Consider the following 19,551-nt stretch of genomic DNA (forward strand, 5'->3'; position numbering starts at 1 on the left):
ATGACAACTGAGAAAACATACCAGAACTGGACCCTGCAGAACGATGCGCAAAATATCGCATGGCTGACCATCGACTGCCCGGATCGCAGCATGAACGCGCTGGCCAGCGACGTCATGGAAGAGCTGACCGACATCATCGGCAGCCTGGAATCGGCACCGCCCAAAGCCCTGATCATCCGCTCGGGAAAACGCAACGGTTTCATTGCAGGCGCCGACGTCAAGGAGTTTCAAAATGTCGACAACGTTGACAATGGTCGCAAGCTGATTGAACGTGGCTGGCATTTATTCAACCGTATCGAAAAGCTGCCCTTTCCTACGCTCACGCTCATGCACGGACCCTGCCTGGGTGGTGGACTGGAACTGGCGCTGGCCTGCCGCTATCGCATCGCGGTCGACTCGCCCAAACCGGTGATCGGGCTGCCTGAAGTCAAACTGGGCATCTTCCCGGCCTGGGGCGGCCTGATGCGACTACCCCGCCTGATCGGCCCGCAAACGGCCCTGAACATGATGCTGACCGGTCGCACGCTGGATGGCCGCAAGGCCAGGTCTGCCGGCTTGGTGGACTTGCTTGTTGCCCCCCGGGTCGCTCAGAAATCTGCGGTCGATCTGGTCACCTCTGGCAAACCGACACGTCAGGCCCGGGGTCTGGCCCGCCTGCTCAATCGCGCGCCGTTCAAGTCACTGGTCGCTGCCCAGGCACGCAAAAGCGTCAAGCAGAAAGATCCTTATGGCCATTACCCTGCGACCCTGACCATGCTGGAGCTGTGGGAAAAACACGATGGCGATCCCCTGGCCGACCCACAAGCACTGACCCGGCTGCTGCAATCGGATGTGACCCGCAACCTGATTCGCGTGTTTCACCTGCAGGAGCGACTCAAGGCTTTCGGCAAAAAAGACAATGCCAAAGCAGTCAACCATGTTCACGTGATCGGGGCCGGCGTGATGGGCGGCGGCATCGCTGCCTGGTGCGCGCTGCAGGGCATCAAAACCACCTTACAGGATACCGACGCCCAGCGCATTGCCGGCGCGTTCAAAAATGCCGTATCCATTTATGCCCGCAAGGATCGGTATACCGCACAGGCAGCGCGTGATCGCCTGATTCCGGATCTGGAAGGCCACGGTATAGCGACAGCTGATCTGGTGATTGAAGCGATCAGTGAAAATCCGCAAGCCAAGCAATCGCTCTACCAGCAGATCGAACCAAAAATGAAAGAAGGGGCCATTCTGGCCACCAACACATCCAGCCTGTCCATTGGGGAACTGCGCAGCGTACTGGTCCGCCCCGAACGTTTTGTCGGTATCCATTTTTTCAATCCGGTGTCACGCATGCCACTGGTAGAAGTGGTGCACGCCGATGGCATCGCCCAGGAAACAGTGGACACCGCCACCGCCTTTGTCAGCAAAATCGGCAAGCTGCCGCTACCGGTCCAGGACACGCCGGGCTTTCTTGTCAACGCCGTACTCGCCCCCTACATGCTGCAAGCCATGCGGTGCATTGACGAAGGCATCGATCCCGAAGTTATCGATACCGCCATGCTGGAGTTCGGCATGCCCATGGGGCCGATCGCGCTAGCCGATACGGTTGGCCTGGATATTGCCATGGCCGCCGGCAAACAGTTGTCCGAAGGCCAGGAGCCGCCGCGCTGCTTGCAGGACAAAATTACACAAGGCAAGCTGGGTGTCAAAAGCGGTGAAGGGTTTTACGTGTGGAAAGACCGCAAGCATGATCAACGCAGCAGCAAAACCATTCCGCAGGGCCTGGCGCAACGCCTGATCAAGCCACTGATAGAGCAGACCGAAAAACAACTTGCGCACAACATCGTGCAGGATGCAGATCTTGCTGATGCCGGCGTGATATTTGGCACTGGGTTTGCACCTTTTACAGGAGGCCCCCTTCATTACAAACGCAGCAACGGAGGACAATGACAAGACGCAGCGGGGCAGTAAGAATGACCCCCTTATATTACAAATGTGATAAGACTTGACAGCCTGGAGCAATACCAGAGCTATTAAACAAGCAATCACCGGTTTTACACTTAGGATGGACGTATGAAGAGACATACACATAAACTCCAGCAGACGCTTCTGAGCGCAACATTGCTCGGGCTGGGAATATCAAACGTCACAGCGGTGCATGCCGCTGGCTTCAATTTGCTGGAACAGAATGCCAGCGGACTGGGCGTGGCCTACGCGGGCAGTGGTGCCGTGGCAGAAAACGCTTCCACCATTTACTACAACCCGGCCGGCATGACCAACTTGCCCGGCCTGAACATATCCGTGGGTGGCAACTACATTATCCCTTCATTCAAGTTCAGCAATGATCGCAGCTCGCTGCCTGCCGCTTTCGGCACAGCCAACGCCCAGTTCTCCGGCGCTCGGCTGGGCAGCGAGGGCGATAACGCGGGCGGCGGCGCTTTTGTCCCCAATGCCTATGTCTCATGGCAGGTCTCAGATCGTTTGTTCGCCGGCCTGGGCATCGGCGCGCCATTTGGTCTAGCGACCGATTATGGTGATGGCTTCATGGGCCGCTACCATTCCAAGAAATTTGAAATTGAAACCATCAATTTCAACCCATCGCTCGCCTACAAGCTGAACAGTAACTGGTCGATTGGCGCAGGGATCAATATCCAGCGCATCAAGGCTGAATACGAAAAGAGCACCGTGGTTGACATGCGCAGCCAGGTAGCCGGCGCAGTCACGCAGAAATACATAGCAGCGGGCGTTCCTGCACAACAGGCCGCGGCCATGGGCAAGGCTGTGGGCGATCAGTATGGTCCCATCCTGGATGGCGAGGCCAAGGTAAAAATGAATGATACGGCCCTGGGCTGGAATATCGGCGTCATGTTCCACCCCAGCGAAGACACGCGCATCGGCCTGTCCTACCGGTCCCGCATCAAGTACAAAGCCACGGGTGACACCGACGTTGACATTCACCGCCCATCGGCCGCCATGATTGGCGCCATGCCCGCACAGTTGCAGGAAATCTACAGCCTCGTGCCGGCATCGCTGACCACCTCATCCAGCGCCAGCGTGACGCTTCCCGATACGGCACTACTCAGCGTGTATCAACGCATCAGCCCGCGCTGGGAACTGCTGGGTGACATCCAGTGGACCGGCTGGAGCAGCCTGCCGAAGCTGACCATCAAGAGCGACACCCTGCCCGACGCCGGTCTGGATCTGAAGTTCAAGGACTCTTGGCGCATTGCTGTGGGTGCCATGTATCAAGTGGCGCCACAATGGAAGCTGAAGGCCGGCGTTGCCTGGGACCAGTCTCCGGTACGCTCCGCGGAGCACCGCCCGGCCTCGTTACCGGACAATGACCGCTATTGGCTCTCCGTGGGTGCGCAATATAAGCCTTCGGAAAATACCGCAATCGATGTCGGCTACAGCTATATGTATCTGAAAAAATCGCATGTAGACAACACCAATGACGGCAACCTTGCCCAATACGGTCGTCTAAGCGGCAGCTACAAGTCCCATGGCCATATTTTCGGCCTGCAGGTCTCGCACCGCTTCTGACAAAGCACCGGCTGTCCCGGCTGTAGGATGCATCGTGCATGGTTCGGATCCATTCCGAGCCATGCTCGATGGACTGCACCGCAACAAGAATTTTATTCGGAGGCAAACAATGAAATTCAATGCATCTTTTCTGGCCACCGCGCTTGTCATTCTGTCGACCCTGGTGCTGGACGCCAACGCCAGGACCGTGGACGGGCACACCGTACCTGACACCCTGCAGGTCGGCAACACACAGCTGGTCCTCAATGGCGCCGGTATTCGCAAGAAGGTGGTATTCGACGTATATCTGGCGGCGTTGTACACTGGTAAAAAAACCGACCAGGCGCAAGCGCTTATCAGCAGTACCGCGCCGCGTGCCATGCGGTTGGTGCTGTTACGCGACATTGACAGCACTGACCTGGCCGATGCATTAAATGAAGGATTGCGAGACAATACCAATACAAGTCAGTGGCAAGCAATACAGCCGTCTGCCCAACAGTTTGCCGGCCTGCTGCTCAAACAGAAAAGCCTTAAACGAGGCAGTGTGATTGACCTCATTTTTTCCGGCTCGCGGGTGTCGGTTTCGGCGCTAGGAGGACAGCAAGGCGCGGTCGATGACGCGGGCTTTGCACAGGCACTGCTTGCAGTATGGCTGGGCAAAGACCCCGCCCAATCGTCGCTGAAGCAGGCGTTGCTTGGTGCGGGTTGACGCTGCGGTCCGGCGTTAGTTTATAGTCCTTTTACTCCTAGGATAAGACATGGAAAAAATCTGGCTAAAAAATTATCCAAAAGGCGTTCCGGCGCAAATCAATATAGACGACTATGCCTCGCTGGCGGAACTGTTCAATGAAAGCTGCAAACGCTATGCCAGCTCGACCGCGTATATCTCCATGGGACAGTCCCTGAGCTATGCGCAGTTGCATGAGGCAGCCCGCCGCTTTGCTGCCTGGCTGCAGGAACAAGGCGCTACGCGGGGCACACGCGTCGCCCTCATGATGCCCAATATCCTGCAATATCCGGTAGCGCTGTTTGGCACACTGTTGGCCGGATGCACTGTGGTCAACTGCAATCCCTTATATACGGCCCGCGAACTGGAACATCAGCTCAAAGACGCCCAGGCAGAGTTCGTCGTCGTCGTGGAAAACTTTGCGCATACGCTTGAAGCGGCCAGACCGGCACTGCCAGACCTGAAGCATGTGGTCGTGACTACGCTGGGGGACATGCTGAGCGCGGTTAAGGGGCTGCTTCTGAATCTGATCGTACGGCATGTGAAGAAGATGGTTCCTGCCTGGTCCCTGCCAGGTCATATTCGCTTTGCCGATATCATGAAGCGCACTACCCCCAACGACTTCAGACCGGTCAGCCTGGATCATTCAGACATGGCGTTCCTGCAATATACCGGGGGCACGACCGGTGTGGCCAAAGGCGCAGTGCTGAGCCACGGCAACCTGGTGGCCAATTTGTGCCAGGCCTACGCCTGGGTCAAACCCTATGCAAAGGGCAATAATAACGATTTTGTGATCACTGCCCTGCCGCTTTATCATATCTTCGCGCTCACTGCCAATTGCCTAACTTTCATCCGGCTGGGCGCAACCAATCTGCTGATTCTGAACCCACGCGATATCCCCGGCTTTATCAAAGAATTGCGCAAATATCCGTTTACCGCATTCACCGGCGTCAACACGCTGTTTAATGCGCTGATGAACAACGCCGATTTCAAATCGGTGTCTTTTGAACATCTGAAGCTGACGCTCGGCGGCGGCATGGCCGTGCAGCGCCCCGTAGCCGAGCGCTGGAAACAAGTGACCGGCAGACCGCTGACGCAGGCTTACGGCCTGACCGAGACTTCGCCGGCGGTCACCATCAATCCATTGGACCTGACTGAATTCAATGGATCGATCGGCTTGCCGGTTCCTTCTACCGAGATTTCGATTCGCGACGACCAGGGCAAGGAGCTGGCCGTCAATGAAACCGGGGAACTGTGCGTCAAGGGACCGCAGGTCATGCAGCAGTACTGGCACAATGAAGCCGAAACCCAGAAGGCCTTTGAGCCTGATGGCTTTTTGCGCACCGGCGACATGGGGTATATCAACGAGGACGGCTATATTTTCCTGGTCGATCGCAAAAAAGAACTGATCATTGTCTCCGGATTCAATGTGTACCCGTCTGAAATCGAAGAAGTGGTGGCTTCTCACCCTGGTGTCAGCGAGGTAGCCGCAATCGGCGCTGAGAACGGTGCATCAGGTGAAGTGGTCAAGATAGTGGTCGTGCGCAAGGATACCTCGCTTACCGAAAAAGCACTGATCGATTTTTGCAGAAACGAGCTGACGGGCTATAAAGTGCCGAAGATTGTTGAGTTCCGTGATGAATTGCCCAAGTCTGCGGTGGGCAAGATTCTCAAGCGCGAGTTAAAACAGGCGCCTGAAAAGGACTGAAAACAGGGACTGAAAATAAAGAAGGTGCGTTTTTGAGAAAGGCTTGAAAACGGCCAGACGCCCGCTCCCTGACTGGTGCATAAAAGAAGCCCGAAGACAAACCAATCAGTCTACGGGCTTCTTTGGGCGGGGCCGCCGGGGACCTTGTCATGCCGGCCGGTGGCCACCAGGACGCCTACCGTATTTCCCAGCTTTAACTTTAAGATACCCGGCGTAGCGGCGGTGCAAAGTCGTTGTCTGTATCGCCCGAGCCGTTGGAATTGACTGCTGCCTCGACCGCATCGCGACTTAATTGCGGTGTCAGCATGGCCAGAAAATCGTACACGTAATCACGCAGGAATACCCCACTTTTGAGGCCGATACGGGTAATATGCGTGCCAAAAAGATGTCCTACCGGAATCCCCACAAAACCCGAGTCGCGCCGGGGGTCAAAAGCCACGCCGGCAATGATGCCAATACCCATTTCCACATCGACATAGGTTTTGATCACATCGGCGTCAATGGCTTCCAGAACGATGTCCGGCTTGAGTCCTTTATTGGCAAAAGCCTGATCAATCGACGTGCGGCCCGAAAAAGCCCGATCGTAAGTGATGATGGGAAATTGGGCAATCTGTTCAAGCGACAGGTTTTTTGCCTGCGAGGAAGTCAGTTCTGTCAGCGGGTGATCCGGCTTGACCACCAGGGTATGCTCCCAGCTGTAGCAAGGCAGTGTCGCCAGCCCGCTCACTTCAGACAGGGATTCTGTGGCCAGTGCGATGTCGGCCTGTTCCTGCAACACCATTTGCGCCAGTTGCAACGGGCTGCCTTCAGCCAGGGAAACATGAACCTTGGGAAAGCGGCGCCTAAATTCCGGTATGAACCGGGGCAGAAAATAGCGCGCCTGCGTATGCGTACATGCAATGACCAGACTGCCCTCGTCGCGACGCGCAAATTCATCGCTGACTTTTTTCAAATTATCGACCTCGATCATGATGCGCTCGATAATGCTGGCCACCGCCTGCCCTGGTTTGGTCAGACCTTTGATGCGTTTGCCGTGGCGTTCGAAAACCTTGACGCCCAGTTCATCTTCAAACTCGATGATCGCCTTGGATACACCGGGCTGCGAGGTGAACAGAACTCTGGAAGCCTCAGTCAGGTTGTAGTTACGTCTGATGGTTTCACGTATAAAACGAAATTGCTGTAGATTCATTATCCTTGCCTTTTTGATCCACCTGACCGCTGCAGCCGAGATGCCGGAACAGTAACAACAGCACAGAGGGCCATAGATAGCCCAAGACCGTCGCGGAACCCGCTGGTGATGACAGCGTGCAGCCACTAGCGGCAATACGCATCATTGGATTATAAGTTATAACGAACCGTATTTATATAATTATTAAGTATATACATATAGTCTATTTCAACTGAAATACCACATGAATATATGCGCGCGTACTAAGCCGCTGATTTTTTTGGGGTTTTCAAACGCATTCGGGTATAGAACGCATACAGGCACAGCGCCAGGACAATAACATGCAGCGACAGGGTCCCGGTCAGAAAGTCTATTTTTCCATTGCTGATCCAGCCGCGCATCAGATTGATCATATTCATATAGAGCAACCCAGTCAGACCGGCCAGCAACAAGTCTCCCGAGCGCCCCAGGCGGGGGTTGACCGCGCCCAGTGGAATGGCAAGCAATGCCAGATTCAGGGCGGCCAGCGGCAAGGAAACCCGCCACATAATCTGGGCCTGGCTTTCCGCCTTGCGGTCCTGGATAAGGTTGGTTGTTGGGCGCGATTTCATCTGGTTCAGCGCATTCTGCCGGGCGATTTCATCGGCGCTGGTGCCTGATGAATTTTCCAGGCGCAACGTGTAGGAATCGAAACTGACCATCCGGAATTCGGCACTGTCAGCCTTCATGTCATAGCGGTTGCCGGGTCCCAGCACCACATAGCGATCACCGTTGTCCTCGCGACGGATCCGGGCGTTTTTCGAGGTCACAATCGTATACCAATCGTTGTCCAGGACGCGGGCAAACACGGCGCCAATCTCGTCTTGCGGGTTCGTGGGCGCTTCGGTGAAAAACACGCGCGCGCCGCCAGCCGATTCGATGAACTGCCCGGCAGTAATCTTGGACAGGTCGGAGCGCTGCTCGTAACGCTGACGATATTCTTCGATCTGGCGATAAGCCCAGGGCGTCACTTCCAGCGTCAGGATGGCGATCAGTACACAGACAGGAAGCGCCACACGCAATACCGGCGAAATCCAGTCTTTGAGCGAGACGCCACTAGCGAACCAGACCACCATTTCAGACTCTCTGTAATTGCGTGAAATGGTTGTGATGGTTGCAATGAACAGCGCCACCGACAAAATGGTGGGCAAGGCTGTGATGCTCGACAGTGCGGCTATACCCAATACAATGTCCGCACCGATCTGTCCTTCGGCCGCCTGACCGAGCAGACGCACCAGCAGCACGCTAAGCCATACGATGATCAGCGTTGAAAAGACAACGCCACCGTGACTGGTGATTTCTGCAACAACGGACCGTTTGAATAGCGACATAAGTAAAGATGGGGGATAATGAGGGCATCTTTCCGACGCCTCAAGGTAGAAACAACATGGAATTTAACACACAAACAAGCCGCTCGATTCAACAAATCAAAACCACCGTCTTATTCGTCGGGGTGTACACCGAGGGCGTGCTTGGAGAGACTGCTAAGCTCATCAACCACGCCTCTGACGGTGCCATCGATGCCGTACTCAAACGAGAGTTCAAGGCGGCCGCGGGCACGTTGTTCGACCTGCGCACCCTGCCCGGCGTGCGCGCCGAACGCGTGGTGCTGGTGGGGCTTGGCGCCAGGGAAAAATTCAACAGCAACGTGATGTCCAAAGCACACGTGGCCATTGCCGGTTATTGCAGCGACGGCTCGTTGACCGAAGCGGTTTCCACGCTGCTCGAAGAGCCCTGCCCGGCCACTACGCTGCGCCAGAGCGCGCAATTGGCAGCAACCGCCGCCGGCAACGCCGTCTACAAATATACCGCTACATTCAGCAAGGAAAGACGGCCCGCCACATCATCCTTCAAGAAACTCGTATTCACTGTCGACAAGCCCGATCAGAAACAGGTCGAGGAAGGCATTGGGCATGGCGAAGCGATCGCCAGGGGATTACGGCTGACACGCGAACTAGGCAATCTGCCCGCCAATGTGTGTACCCCTGCCTATCTTGGCAACCAGGCCAAACAACTGGCCAAGGATCATAAATCCATTACGGCAGAGGTGCTGGAACGCAAGCAGCTGGAAGCCTTGAAAATGAATGCATTCCTGTCGGTGGCGGCAGGCTCGGAGCAGCCACCGCGCTTTATCGTGCTCAAGTACTCGCCTGAACGTGCCAACAGCAAGAAAAAACAGAAGTCCGACGGACCGGTTGTCCTGGTCGGCAAGGGCGTGACTTTTGACACAGGCGGCATTTCCCTGAAGCCCGGACTGGGCATGGATGAAATGAAATTTGATATGTGCGGCGCCGCTTCGGTGCTGGGCGTGTTCAAGGCACTTGCGCATATGGAACTGGACACTGAAGTCATTGGTCTGATTCCGGCAACGGAAAACATGCCCAACGGACGTGCCACCAAACCGGGCGACGTGGTCACCAGCATGTCTGGGCAGACGATCGAGATTCTCAATACCGATGCCGAAGGCCGGCTTATTCTGTGTGACGCCCTCACTTACGCCGAGCGCTTTGAGCCAGCCGTCGTTGTGGATATCGCAACGCTGACCGGCGCCTGCATCGTGGCGTTGGGCAATTTCCATAGCGGGCTGTACGCCAGCGATGACGCCCTTGCCGATAACCTGCTGAGCGCAGGCAAGCGTGCACTGGATACCGCATGGCGCATGCCGCTGGATGACGAATACCAGGACCTGCTCAAATCCAACTTCGCCGATATGGCCAATATTGGCGGTCCCGCTGCCGGCTCGGTTACCGCAGCATGTTTTCTGGCGCGCTATACCAAAGCCTATCGCTGGGCGCATTTGGATATTGCCGGAACCGCTTGGCTCAAGGGCGGCAAGGACAAAGGCGCCTCCGGACGTCCGGTCCCCATGCTGTGTCAGTTTTTGATTGAACGGCAGGCTCAAGCGAATGCGCATTGATTTTGCCTTCGGCGCGGCAGACCGGCTTGGCATGGCCTGCGACGTCGTGCGCAAGCAATATCAGGCCGGCCAGCCGGTCCTGATCTATTGCACAGATCCAAAACGGCTGGCCGTATTCTCGCGCAAGCTTTGGGCGCTGGAAGACACGCTCTTTATCCCGCATGATGAAGTAGGCCCGGACACGCCGGCAAACAGTCCGGTACGGGTAACACGCGTCAGCCCGGCGCAGGCGCTGCAGGACGGCGCTCCCGTCCCGTGGCTGCTGAATCTGGATCTGGCCTGCCCACCGGATACCGAAGGATTTACACGATTGCTGGAAATTGTCTCCAATCACGAACAGGACAAGGCCGCTGCCCGGTTGCGCTACAAACAATATACGGCTGCCGGCCATGATGTTCGGGCTCATAATATATCGAGCCACTAACACGCTGGCCGACTCGTTGCAAGGAGTCTCTATTTATGTCCATTACCTTCAGAAAACGCCCAGACCATACGCTGTCGACCCCGCCCGAGGCGAAGGAACCGCACCTGGATCTGCATTCAATCGACGCCCGAGCCGATCAGGCGCCGGTTGACGATGATATCCCGGTCCTGCTGCCTGAGCCGCCCACATCCGCTCATACGGCGACCAGCCCAACGGTCGGTGCCACACCTGGCCGAATCGATAGCGCCGCGCCCGTTCGACAACCGCAAGATACCGGCGCCGTCCATATTCCCCCTCCGCCGGTGGGAGTGCGGCGCCAATCGCCTGCGCAGAGCACGCCAGCGTGGCAGGATGAGGCCGATGACATGCCGGTCCTGATGCCTGCGCAACGCCCTGCGCAAGTGCCTCCATTTGGATCTTCAACGTCACCCCGGCCCACACCAGCGCCACATCCGGTAAGCCAGTCTGCGGCGGGCGGCGGGATCAACCTCGGGCGGCAGGATGAATCGCGCCATGCGAGACCGGCCTCAGCACAGGCAGTGGCCCAAGCAGCAGACCCATCGTCCGCTGCCAGCACGCCGCTGCCGCCTGATCGTGGTCTGAACACCCAGCCTGCCGAACAACCCTATTTAGGCACGCAGGTTCCCGGCGCGCCTTACCGATGGCAACCCGAGGGCGACCAATCGGCTATAGGCAGTTCACCACAAGGCAGCATTGCATCCACAGCGCGAGCAGCAGGCCAATCAGACGCAGCACCCGCCTTCGCCGCCACCTCACTTTCGTCTTCGCCCCTATCCGGTGCAGGCGGCACGCCCGCATCGCCATCCGCGTTCCCGGGACACCCAACACCAGACGATTATGCGCCGTTTCTGAATACGGCCCGCGGTGCCCAGGGCCATCACAGCAAACCGGAATTGTATGTCTGGTCAGATGACGAAAACGACGCATTTAGCCAGGCGGCACAGGCCGATTTTACGCTGAACAGAATCCAGCCAACAGCCGGTCGGCCCTCATTTGATGCGTCGCTGTTTCGGGCGCCATCCCGTCCCGACGCCCTGGCCGCCACGGCGGCACCCGCAGTGCCCCGGCTGTCGGATCCGGCAGCAGACATGCAGGCGGAAATTGACGCGCTGGTAACAGAACTGCTGGACGAATCCCATGAGTATCTGAAGCGGCGTCTGTTGGAAGAGATCCCGGAAATTATCGCCAAGTATCGGCACGACCATTGATAACGACTGACAACGGCTGTTGAATTTTTCGCATTTCAGGTAAAATTCAGGGAACTGTCAGATTAAATTGCAGTCTGATGTATACTGAAATTCATAAAAATTGACTTGTTATTGGAGAGACCATGACTGACTTGCGCCAGACTCTACCCCAGGAAGGCTACGCACCCGGCCAGGTGGTGCGCAATCGTGTATTGCGCAATACTTACTGGTTGCTTGCCGCTTCCCTTATTCCCACCGTGCTGGGCGCAGCCCTCGCATTGCAACTGAATCTGAATGCGATGCTCGCCCCGGGCATTTCCACTATTGTCTTTCTGGTAGGCGCCTTCGGCTTGATGTTCGCCATAGAAAAAAACAAGAACAGTTCGCTGGGCGTTGGTCTGCTGCTGTTGTTTACATTTTTCATGGGCATGATGCTATCGCGCCTGATCGGTTACGTCCTCGATTTCCGTAACGGCGCGCAATTGATCATGCTCGCCTTCGGCGGTACCGCAGTCATCTTCGGTGCGATGGCGACCATTGCCACTACCAGCAAGCGCGACTTCACTGGCATGCAGAAAACGCTGTTCATTGGCGCGATCGTACTGCTGCTGGCAGCCGTAGCCAATATCTTCCTGCAGATTCCGGCACTGGTCCTGACCATTTCCATCCTGGCTGTGGTGATCTTCTCGGCCTTCATGCTGGTGGATGTACAGCGCGTTGTCAATGGCGGCGAAACCAACTATATTTCAGCAACGCTGGCCATTTACCTGGACATCTATAACGTGTTCGCCAATCTGCTGGCCCTGCTGGGCATATTCGGCGGCAGCCGCGAATAATTGCCAGGCCTGCGATCAGCAAGGCGTAGGTATTACCCATCCATAAAGGCCGCCGGTCCCGGGCAACCGGGCAAAGCAACAAAAACCGCTACCACGCGCAACCGTGATAGCGGTTTTTCCTTGCCTGTCAAAATGTACTGGTGCTGGGGCACTTGTTGGTGCAGCGAGCTTCTATGAGATGTGCTGCAGCGAGATACTCCATGTACGGTCTGATGCGCTCTATATGGTGAGATGCTCTTGCAGTGAACCGCTCTGTACTGCAAGCCTTGTACATAGAGATGCGCTCATAGAACAGGATGCGCGTGCATTATTTCTCATGAGGCAGGCAATGTGCGGGCTGGCCTCCCCGGCTAGCGTAAATGCCCACCCGGGACTTTATTGTTTTAATAATCATTTTGTCTTAACAGTTATTGACATTCTGAGCCAACTGTCCAGTCTCTTATCACCTCACACCTATAAGAGGCGCAGAAAGAGCCTGATAACGCGTCTTCCCGCGTGGCTGGCGGTGTGTCGACAAGACATCGAATCGTCATTTTCGCGCTACTTTCAGCGATTTAAGGGTAATTATGTAGTGACGGCTTCCAATAACCTGAATAGACTCGAGCGGTAGCTCGTCCGCAGCGATTTCAAATCAATAAACAAAATACAGGAACCAAATGTTACACACTCTGAAAAATGCCCGCCTGTTCGGCCATATTGCACTCGCCTTCGCCTTATCCGCAGGCACCGCCATGGCTGCCGATTATCCTGATCATCCCGTCTCCATGATTATTCCGTTTACCGCGGGCGGTCCAACCGATAACGTCGCCCGTTCTCTAGGTGAAGCAATGCAAAAATCCCTTGGGCAAACGGTTGTGATCGAAAACAAGGCCGGCGCCGGCGGCACTATCGGTACAACGCAGGTCGCCAATGCCAAACCTGACGGTTACGACATCCTGCTCATGCACATCGGCTTTTCTACAGCGCCATCTTTGTACAAGCGACTCGGTTACGATCCCGAAAAAAGTTTCCGACCTGTTGGCCTGGTGGTCGACGTACCGATGACACTAGTGGCCCGCGCCGACTTTCCGGCAAACAATATGAAAGAACTGATTGAGTATCTGAAAGCCAATCAGGACAAGGTCACCTTGGCCAATGCGGGTGTAGGGGCCGCCAGCCACCTTTGCGGCACCATGTTGATGGACGCCCTTGGCGTAAAACTGCTGACCGTGCCATATAAAGGCGCTGCTCCGGCAATGAATGATCTGCTGGGCAAACAAGTTGATCTGCTATGCGACCAGACCACCAACACGACCCAGCATATCAAGGCCAAAACGGTCAAGGCTTATGCCATTACCAGCGAAAAACGCAATGCCCAGTTGCCCGATCTGCCAACCATGCAGGAAGAAGGCTTCAAGGATTTCAACGTTGGTATCTGGCACGGTATGTGGGTACCCGCCAAAACACCGGATGACATTGTTGCCAAATTGCAGTCTGCACTGAAAGACGGCTTGGCCAGCCCGAAATTCAAGGAACGCATGGATGCACTGGGCGCCACGATCCTAACAGAACAGGCAACCCCAGAGGCGCTGGACGCCAAAGTGAAAGAGCAAATGCCCGTCTGGGCCGAGCTCTTCAAGAAAGCAGGCGTCAAGCCTCAATAAAGGTCCATGCAGGCTGGCCCGGCACACGCAACCGTCGCGTTGCGCTCAAGGCTAGTACGGTTGCACTGTAGAAGCGGGATCTGCCCCGCTTCCGACAAAGCCGGAGTCTGATCTCCGGCTTTTTTTATCTACAACAGCGCTTGCGAACCGAGGTGCTCGCAATGACCTTCGTGGTAGCGCCAGGGTTCACTGCAAAAGCTGTTATAACCTCGTGCGATAAATGATCGGATCCAATCATGACCGCCGACAATAGCCGTCATGGCAGTCCGCTCACATCCAGGCTCTTCGGATACTGGACGGAGAATTTCAAGAGTACTGTGCGCTCCTCTCCGGCCTCCAGAGCCAGCTTCTGCTCATAACGGCCATCACCCTTGAGCGCGATACCACTGCCGCTCGGTTCGAGCCGCTTGATATCAATTTTCTCATCGCCTGAGACCGGAAACCGGTCATGTAATATCAACTGAACGGGCTGCTTACGGTTATTACGAATGATGGTTTTGTACTCGTAAGTCAGGCGAGTACCGCTGCCGGTCAGGCCGGTGGACTCGGTAAACCGCTGCAGCGGCTCACGCTTGACCGAAATGGCCTGATCCGCGCCCATTGCCAGTTCCAGTTGCTCTTTGGGAAAAACGGTCTCCATGTCAGATGCCGCAATGAATTCATTATCAAAAAAGGCATTGACGTTACCAGCCAGCAAAGGAAAGTCTTTTTCGTTGTTTATTTTTACTGTGGCAAATACTGCGGGCGCTTCGGATGGAACGAGTTCATAGGACAGCTCGGCCGTTTCCGTCAAAGAGGCCAGTGGCACACGCTGTTGCTGACCGCCCGTTTTGACTGTCTGCTTGCCAGGCACCTCGAAGGTCGTGTTGGTTGCGCTGGTCTGGGCATTTGCCGGCACATAGCTTGCCGCATCCGCCATCTCCATCGCCGGCGCTGCGCCGGCTGCTAATTCTGATTGACGGGCTCTCATTCGCGCGACCGGGGCCGGTACAGGCGGCGCTGCAACATCCACCCGCCACGGCTGCAACTGCGGCAATGAAACACCGGTTACCGGCTGCGCGGTAGATAGCGTAATGGCTACATTCGACCAGTCTTCGGAGGTATTCTGGCTGATCTGACCAAAGTAATTCAGGGAGAGTTTTCCTGTATTGGAGTCATATCGTGCATCATATACAGGCGACCAGGCAGCGCCGGCAACCACATAACTCAGAACACTATTGATGGTCGCGGGCTCGGCAGCGCGCAGCGTCACCACAACTTTACGCGTTTCGTTGTCAGCGCTTTGAGTCAGTTGCTCTTTGCGTTGCGCCAGCACTTTGAGGCGGGCCAGCAACTGCTCCTTTTCCTGCATATGGCCACGCCGCGTTTGCATAGCCTTGACCAGGTGCTCACCGGTAAATGACATCAGGCCGACAAATGCATCCTGCGACAGCGGCGGAACGTCCCGGATCTGCACGCTGTGCCCGTTCTGGTAATTGCGGATGAAACTGATCTGGTTGTCGTCTACCTTGATCTGATCCTCCAGCCGGGCAATCTGCTGCTCCAGTGCATCAATCTGATCGGCCATTTCATTGACCCCGGCCGGTGCACTTGTTTGACGGATATCCGGTGTGCTGGAAACACGCATAATCTGCACGCCAGCACCTGATGCATTGGCATTGAACTGCAGCGAATTTTCATCTACCTCAGCCGGGAGATTGGCAAAGACCAATTCATGTTCGCCGGCCGAAATGTCCTGGCTTGCCACACGATATACCAGCGCGCGATCCGGGTATACCGTCACTTTTTCAATGCGAGACTCGGCATCGAGTGTGTCGGCAAACGCGAGCGGCAAATACATCGTCAGCAGCAGCGTGCCGGCAACGATCTGCTTGCGCAGCTCGTAATCCGGACAGGCTGCGCGACCGGTGTTACGTTCACGTGGGCGGTTCCACTGAAAAGGTTGTTCGCTCATAAATGCTCTCCCGAAGTCTTATTTGAAATAATAACCGAGGTTAACGCCAATCGCGGTCAAGCCGCAGCCAAATCGCATATGTAATTGAGTCATCATCCCCTTGTGCCGCCGACGATAAGCAAGGTTTACAGGCTATTGCCAATGCCGAATGTCGTGGCAGGGAAGACACCAGAGCGAGCGCCATTGAAGGCCCGGAGATTGGGAAGATCAGGAGAACGAGAAGTCGGAAGCCGAAGAATGGGCTATATGACGAGAGCAGGAAAGGAAGATAAGAAAACGTAGAGAATATGCACAAAAGGCAACGACGCATCATCATGAGGCTGGCGTGGCGATTTGATTGGCTTGATCGAAGCGCGCCAAGATTTAATACTGTTTAAGCGACAACAATACGTTTCGCGTCATCAGCGGTTTTTTTTCGAGGTGTTCGTCAATGCGTTCGCGCAGCATGCGGCGCAAGCCAGGTTCGGCGGCAGGCTCGTCAAAGTCCGGACGGCCACCCGCAACGCCATAGCCGGTTTCCTGCAGCAAAGTCCATTCAAAACGTCGCAATGAGCCTGAAGCACGTTCGCCGATGGCAAGTTGCTGCAAAGCCTCACAGTAGGCATCAAACAACTGGGGATGCGCGTCTTCACCGGGCAGCATACGAATCAACAGCTCATTCATATACCAGGCCGACATCAGGGATTTGCCGGTCAGGCCATGCAGGCCGGCCAGCTCGGCGCGGGTAAGTGTTTTGACCTCGCCCTGCCCCGACCAGGACACCAGCAATGGCTCGAATGCCGACAGGACCGGGCGCAGCACCGAATACGGCCGCTTGGCCCCTTTGGCGACCACAGTCACGACACCGTAATCGCGTGCAAACAGCCGGGCAATCAGTGAGGACTCGCTCCAGGCAGTGGCCTGCAACAGATAGGCACTGGCATCCTGTACTCGGCTGCCACGCTTACTCATAGCCCAGATCGCGCAGGGCACTTTCCTTTTCCGACCAGCCTTTGCGCACTTTGATGTAAATTTCAAGAAATACCGGCTTATCCAGCAAGGCAGAAATATCCTGGCGGGCCTCAGTGGCGATGCGTTTCATATGGGTGCCTTTGGCGCCCAGCAAAATCGGCTTGTGGCTGTCGCGCTCCACCACTACACATGCGGCAATGCGCGCCGCATTCTCATCCTCGTCCCATTGCTCAATGACCACGGTACATGCGTAGGGCAACTCATCGCCTACCAGGCGGAAGATTTTCTCGCGAATCAGTTCAGCCGCGATAAACCGGATTGGCCTGTCAGTAAGCGCGTCTTCTTCAAACATGAACTCGCCTTCGGGCAGACGCTGTTCAATCTCGGCCAGCAAGGTATCGAGCTGCACGCCTTTGACTGAACTGACCGGCACCACGGCGTCGTAGGCGAACTTGCCCATGATACGACCGACGAAATCGAACAGGTCATTCTTGTTCTTGAGCGTATCGATTTTACTGACGGCCAGAATGCATTTTTTCGATACCGGCAACAAAGGCACAATCTGCTCGTCGCCGGCAGACCATTTGCCCGCCTCGACCACATGAACGATCACATCCACATCGCCCAGCGCCTGTGTGACAACCCGGTTCATCATGCGGTTCATCGTCCCGCCATGGCGGGTCTGAAAGCCTGGCGTGTCAACAAATACAAACTGGGTGTTGTCACGCGTGAGCACGCCATGAATCCGGTGCCGGGTGGTTTGCGCCTTGCGCGATACAATAGAGATCTTGCTGCCGATCAGCGCGTTGGTCAGCGTGGACTTGCCCACGTTGGGACGTCCGACGACCGCGACAAAGCCGGTTTTTGACGGGCTGCCTTGCGTACCGTCACCTTCGATTGGCGCAATAGGTTCCTGACTCATTTTTTCTCCTGTTCGACCGCGACCGGCAAGGTCAGTTGCGCGACCTTGCGCACTCGCTTTTTGGCGCTGCCTTTGGGCAATACCTTTTCCAGGGCATCCAGCATTTTGCGCGCAGCGGCCTGTTCGGCTGCACGACGGCTGCTGCCGCTGGCCTGACTACGCATATCCAGCTCAGCAATAAAGCATTCGACCTCGAACTGCTGGTCATGAGCCGCACCACTGGTGGCGACAACGTTATACACAGGCAGAGCAAACTTGCGGCCCTGCAACACTTCCTGCAACAGGGTTTTGGCGTCTTTACCCAGGGTATTGAAGTCAACCGAGTCGAGCAACGGCGTATACAGCCCCTCAATCACTGCCTGCACCGATGGTACATCGCTGTCCAGATAGACCGCGGCAAAAATCGCCTCCAGTGCATCAGCCAGTATCGAAGGACGACGAAATCCCCCACTCTTGAGTTCGCCTTCGCCCAGCCGCAAAAATTGCGGCAGTTCAAGTCGGTGTGCAATATCGGCCAGGGTGGCCTGCTTAACCAGACTGGCACGGATCCGGGACAAATCCCCTTCATCCTCGCGCTGCAATCGATGAAACAGAATCGCCGCCACAGTGAAATTAAGGATGGAATCGCCCAGGAATTCGAACCGCTCATTGTGCGTCGCACTGTGGCTGCGATGCGTGAGCGCCTGAACCAGCAAGCGCTGGTCCTTGAATTGATACCCGAGCAGTCGTTCCAATCTTGAAAGGTTCATCACTTAAAGGAACCAATGCGACTCAGATCGCCAAAGTTCATCCATATGAAAAATGCCTTGCCCACGATATTGCGGTCAGGCACAAAGCCCCAGTATCGACTGTCCTCGCTGTTGTCCCGGTTATCACCCATCACAAAGTACTGGCCTTCGGGCACCTTGCAGCGAAAATCCGTGCCCTTATATTCGCAGTTTTCCCTGCCCGGGAACTTTGTCATACCAAGCAGCGCGCCCATGCCCGGCATATTCAGAATAGCGTGTTCATGTTCACCCAGCTTTTCTTCAAGCGCGTCTGGCGTGCCGCTTTGCTGTGATGGATTCACATAAGGCCCAATACGGGTGATTGGCACGGTTTGCCCGTTGATGCTCAGGCGTTTGTTTTGATAGACTACCTCGTCGCCCGGTACACCAACTACCCGTTTGATGAAATCCATATCGGGATTGACGGGATAGCGAAACACCATCACGTCGCCACGTTGCGGCGTATTGATCGACATAATTTTCTGATCGATGATGGGCAGGCGGATGCCATAAGTAAATTTGTTCACCAAAATCATGTCGCCGTTCTGCAGTGTCGGCAGCATGGATCCTGACGGAATCCGGAATGGCTCAAAGAGAAACGAACGCAGGACAAAGACAAACAGGATGACAGGGAAAAAGCTCAGCGAGTACTCGATCCACCAGGGGCGGTGTGCCTGCTCGTCCTGGCCATACTCGGCCACACGCCGCTTGCGAAAAACAAGGACATCCAGCAGCTTTACCAGGCCTGTGATCACCAGCAATACAAACAGGATCAATGCAAAATTCATC

The 19,551-nt window shown here is 55.8% G+C and carries 16 protein-coding genes; 9 read left to right on the plus strand and 7 right to left on the minus strand.

Going from position 1 to position 19,551, the window contains the following annotated elements; all coding sequences use genetic code 11:
• The 4 genes from INT32_RS02385 to INT32_RS02400 all read left to right on the plus strand — a co-directional run bounded on the left by INT32_RS02385 (nucleotide 1) and on the right by INT32_RS02400 (nucleotide 5,933).
• Nucleotides 1–1,926, plus strand: a complete 1,926-nt coding sequence (locus INT32_RS02385; protein WP_193087109.1) for a 3-hydroxyacyl-CoA dehydrogenase NAD-binding domain-containing protein — start codon at nucleotides 1–3, stop codon at nucleotides 1,924–1,926.
• A gap of 123 nt (nucleotides 1,927–2,049) precedes the next feature.
• On the plus strand, nucleotides 2,050–3,519 hold the full coding sequence (locus INT32_RS02390) for an OmpP1/FadL family transporter (protein ID WP_193087110.1): 1,470 nt from the start codon (nucleotides 2,050–2,052) through the stop codon (nucleotides 3,517–3,519).
• Between the two features lie 109 nt (nucleotides 3,520–3,628).
• Complete coding sequence (locus INT32_RS02395; protein WP_193087111.1) at nucleotides 3,629–4,207, plus strand: chalcone isomerase family protein; 579 nt, start codon at nucleotides 3,629–3,631, stop codon at nucleotides 4,205–4,207.
• A 49-nt stretch (nucleotides 4,208–4,256) separates the two neighbouring features.
• The gene (locus tag INT32_RS02400) at nucleotides 4,257–5,933 is read left to right on the plus strand and encodes an AMP-binding protein (RefSeq protein WP_193087112.1); all 1,677 of its coding nucleotides are present in this window, start codon (nucleotides 4,257–4,259) and stop codon (nucleotides 5,931–5,933) included.
• Between the two features lie 199 nt (nucleotides 5,934–6,132).
• Here INT32_RS02400 and INT32_RS02405 read toward each other — a convergent pair whose 3' ends face one another.
• Both INT32_RS02405 and lptF read right to left on the minus strand, forming a co-directional pair.
• Entirely contained in the window at nucleotides 6,133–7,122 is a 990-nt protein-coding gene (locus INT32_RS02405; protein ID WP_193087113.1) for a CysB family HTH-type transcriptional regulator, read from the minus strand.
• A gap of 242 nt (nucleotides 7,123–7,364) precedes the next feature.
• Entirely contained in the window at nucleotides 7,365–8,471 is a 1,107-nt protein-coding gene (gene lptF, locus INT32_RS02410) for an LPS export ABC transporter permease LptF (RefSeq protein ID WP_193087114.1), read from the minus strand.
• 56 nt (nucleotides 8,472–8,527) lie between these two features.
• Between lptF and INT32_RS02415 the strand changes: the two genes are divergently transcribed.
• The 5 genes from INT32_RS02415 to INT32_RS02435 all read left to right on the plus strand — a co-directional run bounded on the left by INT32_RS02415 (nucleotide 8,528) and on the right by INT32_RS02435 (nucleotide 14,168).
• Entirely contained in the window at nucleotides 8,528–10,057 is a 1,530-nt protein-coding gene (locus INT32_RS02415) for a leucyl aminopeptidase (protein WP_193087115.1), read from the plus strand.
• Nucleotides 10,047–10,481 carry a DNA polymerase III subunit chi gene (locus INT32_RS02420; protein WP_193087116.1) on the plus strand — a complete coding sequence of 145 codons (435 nt, stop codon included), beginning with the start codon at nucleotides 10,047–10,049 and terminating at the stop codon, nucleotides 10,479–10,481. Before INT32_RS02415 ends, INT32_RS02420 begins: the two co-directional genes overlap by 11 nt.
• Before the next feature lie 35 nt (nucleotides 10,482–10,516).
• Nucleotides 10,517–11,710 carry a hypothetical protein gene (locus INT32_RS02425; protein WP_193087117.1) on the plus strand — a complete coding sequence of 398 codons (1,194 nt, stop codon included), beginning with the start codon at nucleotides 10,517–10,519 and terminating at the stop codon, nucleotides 11,708–11,710.
• A 122-nt stretch (nucleotides 11,711–11,832) separates the two neighbouring features.
• Nucleotides 11,833–12,525 (plus strand): Bax inhibitor-1/YccA family protein, encoded by a 693-nt coding sequence (locus INT32_RS02430; RefSeq protein ID WP_193087118.1) that lies wholly within the window; start codon nucleotides 11,833–11,835, stop codon nucleotides 12,523–12,525.
• A 656-nt stretch (nucleotides 12,526–13,181) separates the two neighbouring features.
• A complete protein-coding gene (locus INT32_RS02435; protein ID WP_193087119.1) occupies nucleotides 13,182–14,168 on the plus strand; it encodes a tripartite tricarboxylate transporter substrate binding protein BugD in 987 nt (328 codons plus the stop codon).
• Between the two features lie 256 nt (nucleotides 14,169–14,424).
• Here the strand turns inward: INT32_RS02435 and INT32_RS02440 are convergent, their stop codons facing one another.
• The 5 genes from INT32_RS02440 to lepB all read right to left on the minus strand — a co-directional run bounded on the left by INT32_RS02440 (nucleotide 14,425) and on the right by lepB (nucleotide 19,550).
• Entirely contained in the window at nucleotides 14,425–16,122 is a 1,698-nt protein-coding gene (locus INT32_RS02440; RefSeq protein WP_193087120.1) for a mucoidy inhibitor MuiA family protein, read from the minus strand.
• Nucleotides 16,123–16,485: 363 nt separating this feature from the next.
• Nucleotides 16,486–17,073, minus strand: coding sequence for a DNA repair protein RecO (gene recO / locus INT32_RS02445; protein ID WP_193087121.1), 588 nt, complete (start codon nucleotides 17,071–17,073; stop codon nucleotides 16,486–16,488).
• Nucleotides 17,066–17,995, minus strand: a complete 930-nt coding sequence (era, locus tag INT32_RS02450; RefSeq protein ID WP_193087122.1) for a GTPase Era — start codon at nucleotides 17,993–17,995, stop codon at nucleotides 17,066–17,068. Before era ends, recO begins: the two co-directional genes overlap by 8 nt.
• Nucleotides 17,992–18,744: a ribonuclease III gene (gene rnc, locus INT32_RS02455; RefSeq protein ID WP_014750365.1), complete on the minus strand. Its 753-nt coding sequence runs from the start codon at nucleotides 18,742–18,744 to the stop codon at nucleotides 17,992–17,994. Before rnc ends, era begins: the two co-directional genes overlap by 4 nt.
• Nucleotides 18,744–19,550: a signal peptidase I gene (gene lepB, locus INT32_RS02460; RefSeq protein ID WP_193087123.1), complete on the minus strand. Its 807-nt coding sequence runs from the start codon at nucleotides 19,548–19,550 to the stop codon at nucleotides 18,744–18,746. Before lepB ends, rnc begins: the two co-directional genes overlap by 1 nt.
• Between the last annotated feature and the right edge of the window lies 1 nt (nucleotide 19,551).

The organism is Advenella sp. FME57, from assembly GCF_014897675.1.
In the GTDB taxonomy this organism is placed as follows: domain Bacteria; phylum Pseudomonadota; class Gammaproteobacteria; order Burkholderiales; family Burkholderiaceae_B; genus Advenella.

Coding starts and splice junctions, on each gene's coding strand:
- era (WP_193087122.1), bottom strand. CDS start 17,995: ATGAGTCAGGAACCTATTGCGCCAATCGAAGGTGACGGTACGCAAGGC.
- INT32_RS02400 (WP_193087112.1), top strand. CDS start 4,257: ATGGAAAAAATCTGGCTAAAAAATTATCCAAAAGGCGTTCCGGCGCAA.
- INT32_RS02385 (WP_193087109.1), top strand. CDS start 1: ATGACAACTGAGAAAACATACCAGAACTGGACCCTGCAGAACGATGCG.
- INT32_RS02430 (WP_193087118.1), top strand. CDS start 11,833: ATGACTGACTTGCGCCAGACTCTACCCCAGGAAGGCTACGCACCCGGC.
- INT32_RS02425 (WP_193087117.1), top strand. CDS start 10,517: ATGTCCATTACCTTCAGAAAACGCCCAGACCATACGCTGTCGACCCCG.
- INT32_RS02390 (WP_193087110.1), top strand. CDS start 2,050: ATGAAGAGACATACACATAAACTCCAGCAGACGCTTCTGAGCGCAACA.
- INT32_RS02420 (WP_193087116.1), top strand. CDS start 10,047: ATGCGCATTGATTTTGCCTTCGGCGCGGCAGACCGGCTTGGCATGGCC.
- lptF (WP_193087114.1), bottom strand. CDS start 8,471: ATGTCGCTATTCAAACGGTCCGTTGTTGCAGAAATCACCAGTCACGGT.
- INT32_RS02395 (WP_193087111.1), top strand. CDS start 3,629: ATGAAATTCAATGCATCTTTTCTGGCCACCGCGCTTGTCATTCTGTCG.
- INT32_RS02440 (WP_193087120.1), bottom strand. CDS start 16,122: ATGAGCGAACAACCTTTTCAGTGGAACCGCCCACGTGAACGTAACACC.
- INT32_RS02435 (WP_193087119.1), top strand. CDS start 13,182: ATGTTACACACTCTGAAAAATGCCCGCCTGTTCGGCCATATTGCACTC.
- rnc (WP_014750365.1), bottom strand. CDS start 18,744: ATGAACCTTTCAAGATTGGAACGACTGCTCGGGTATCAATTCAAGGAC.
- INT32_RS02415 (WP_193087115.1), top strand. CDS start 8,528: ATGGAATTTAACACACAAACAAGCCGCTCGATTCAACAAATCAAAACC.
- lepB (WP_193087123.1), bottom strand. CDS start 19,550: ATGAATTTTGCATTGATCCTGTTTGTATTGCTGGTGATCACAGGCCTG.
- recO (WP_193087121.1), bottom strand. CDS start 17,073: ATGAGTAAGCGTGGCAGCCGAGTACAGGATGCCAGTGCCTATCTGTTG.
- INT32_RS02405 (WP_193087113.1), bottom strand. CDS start 7,122: ATGAATCTACAGCAATTTCGTTTTATACGTGAAACCATCAGACGTAAC.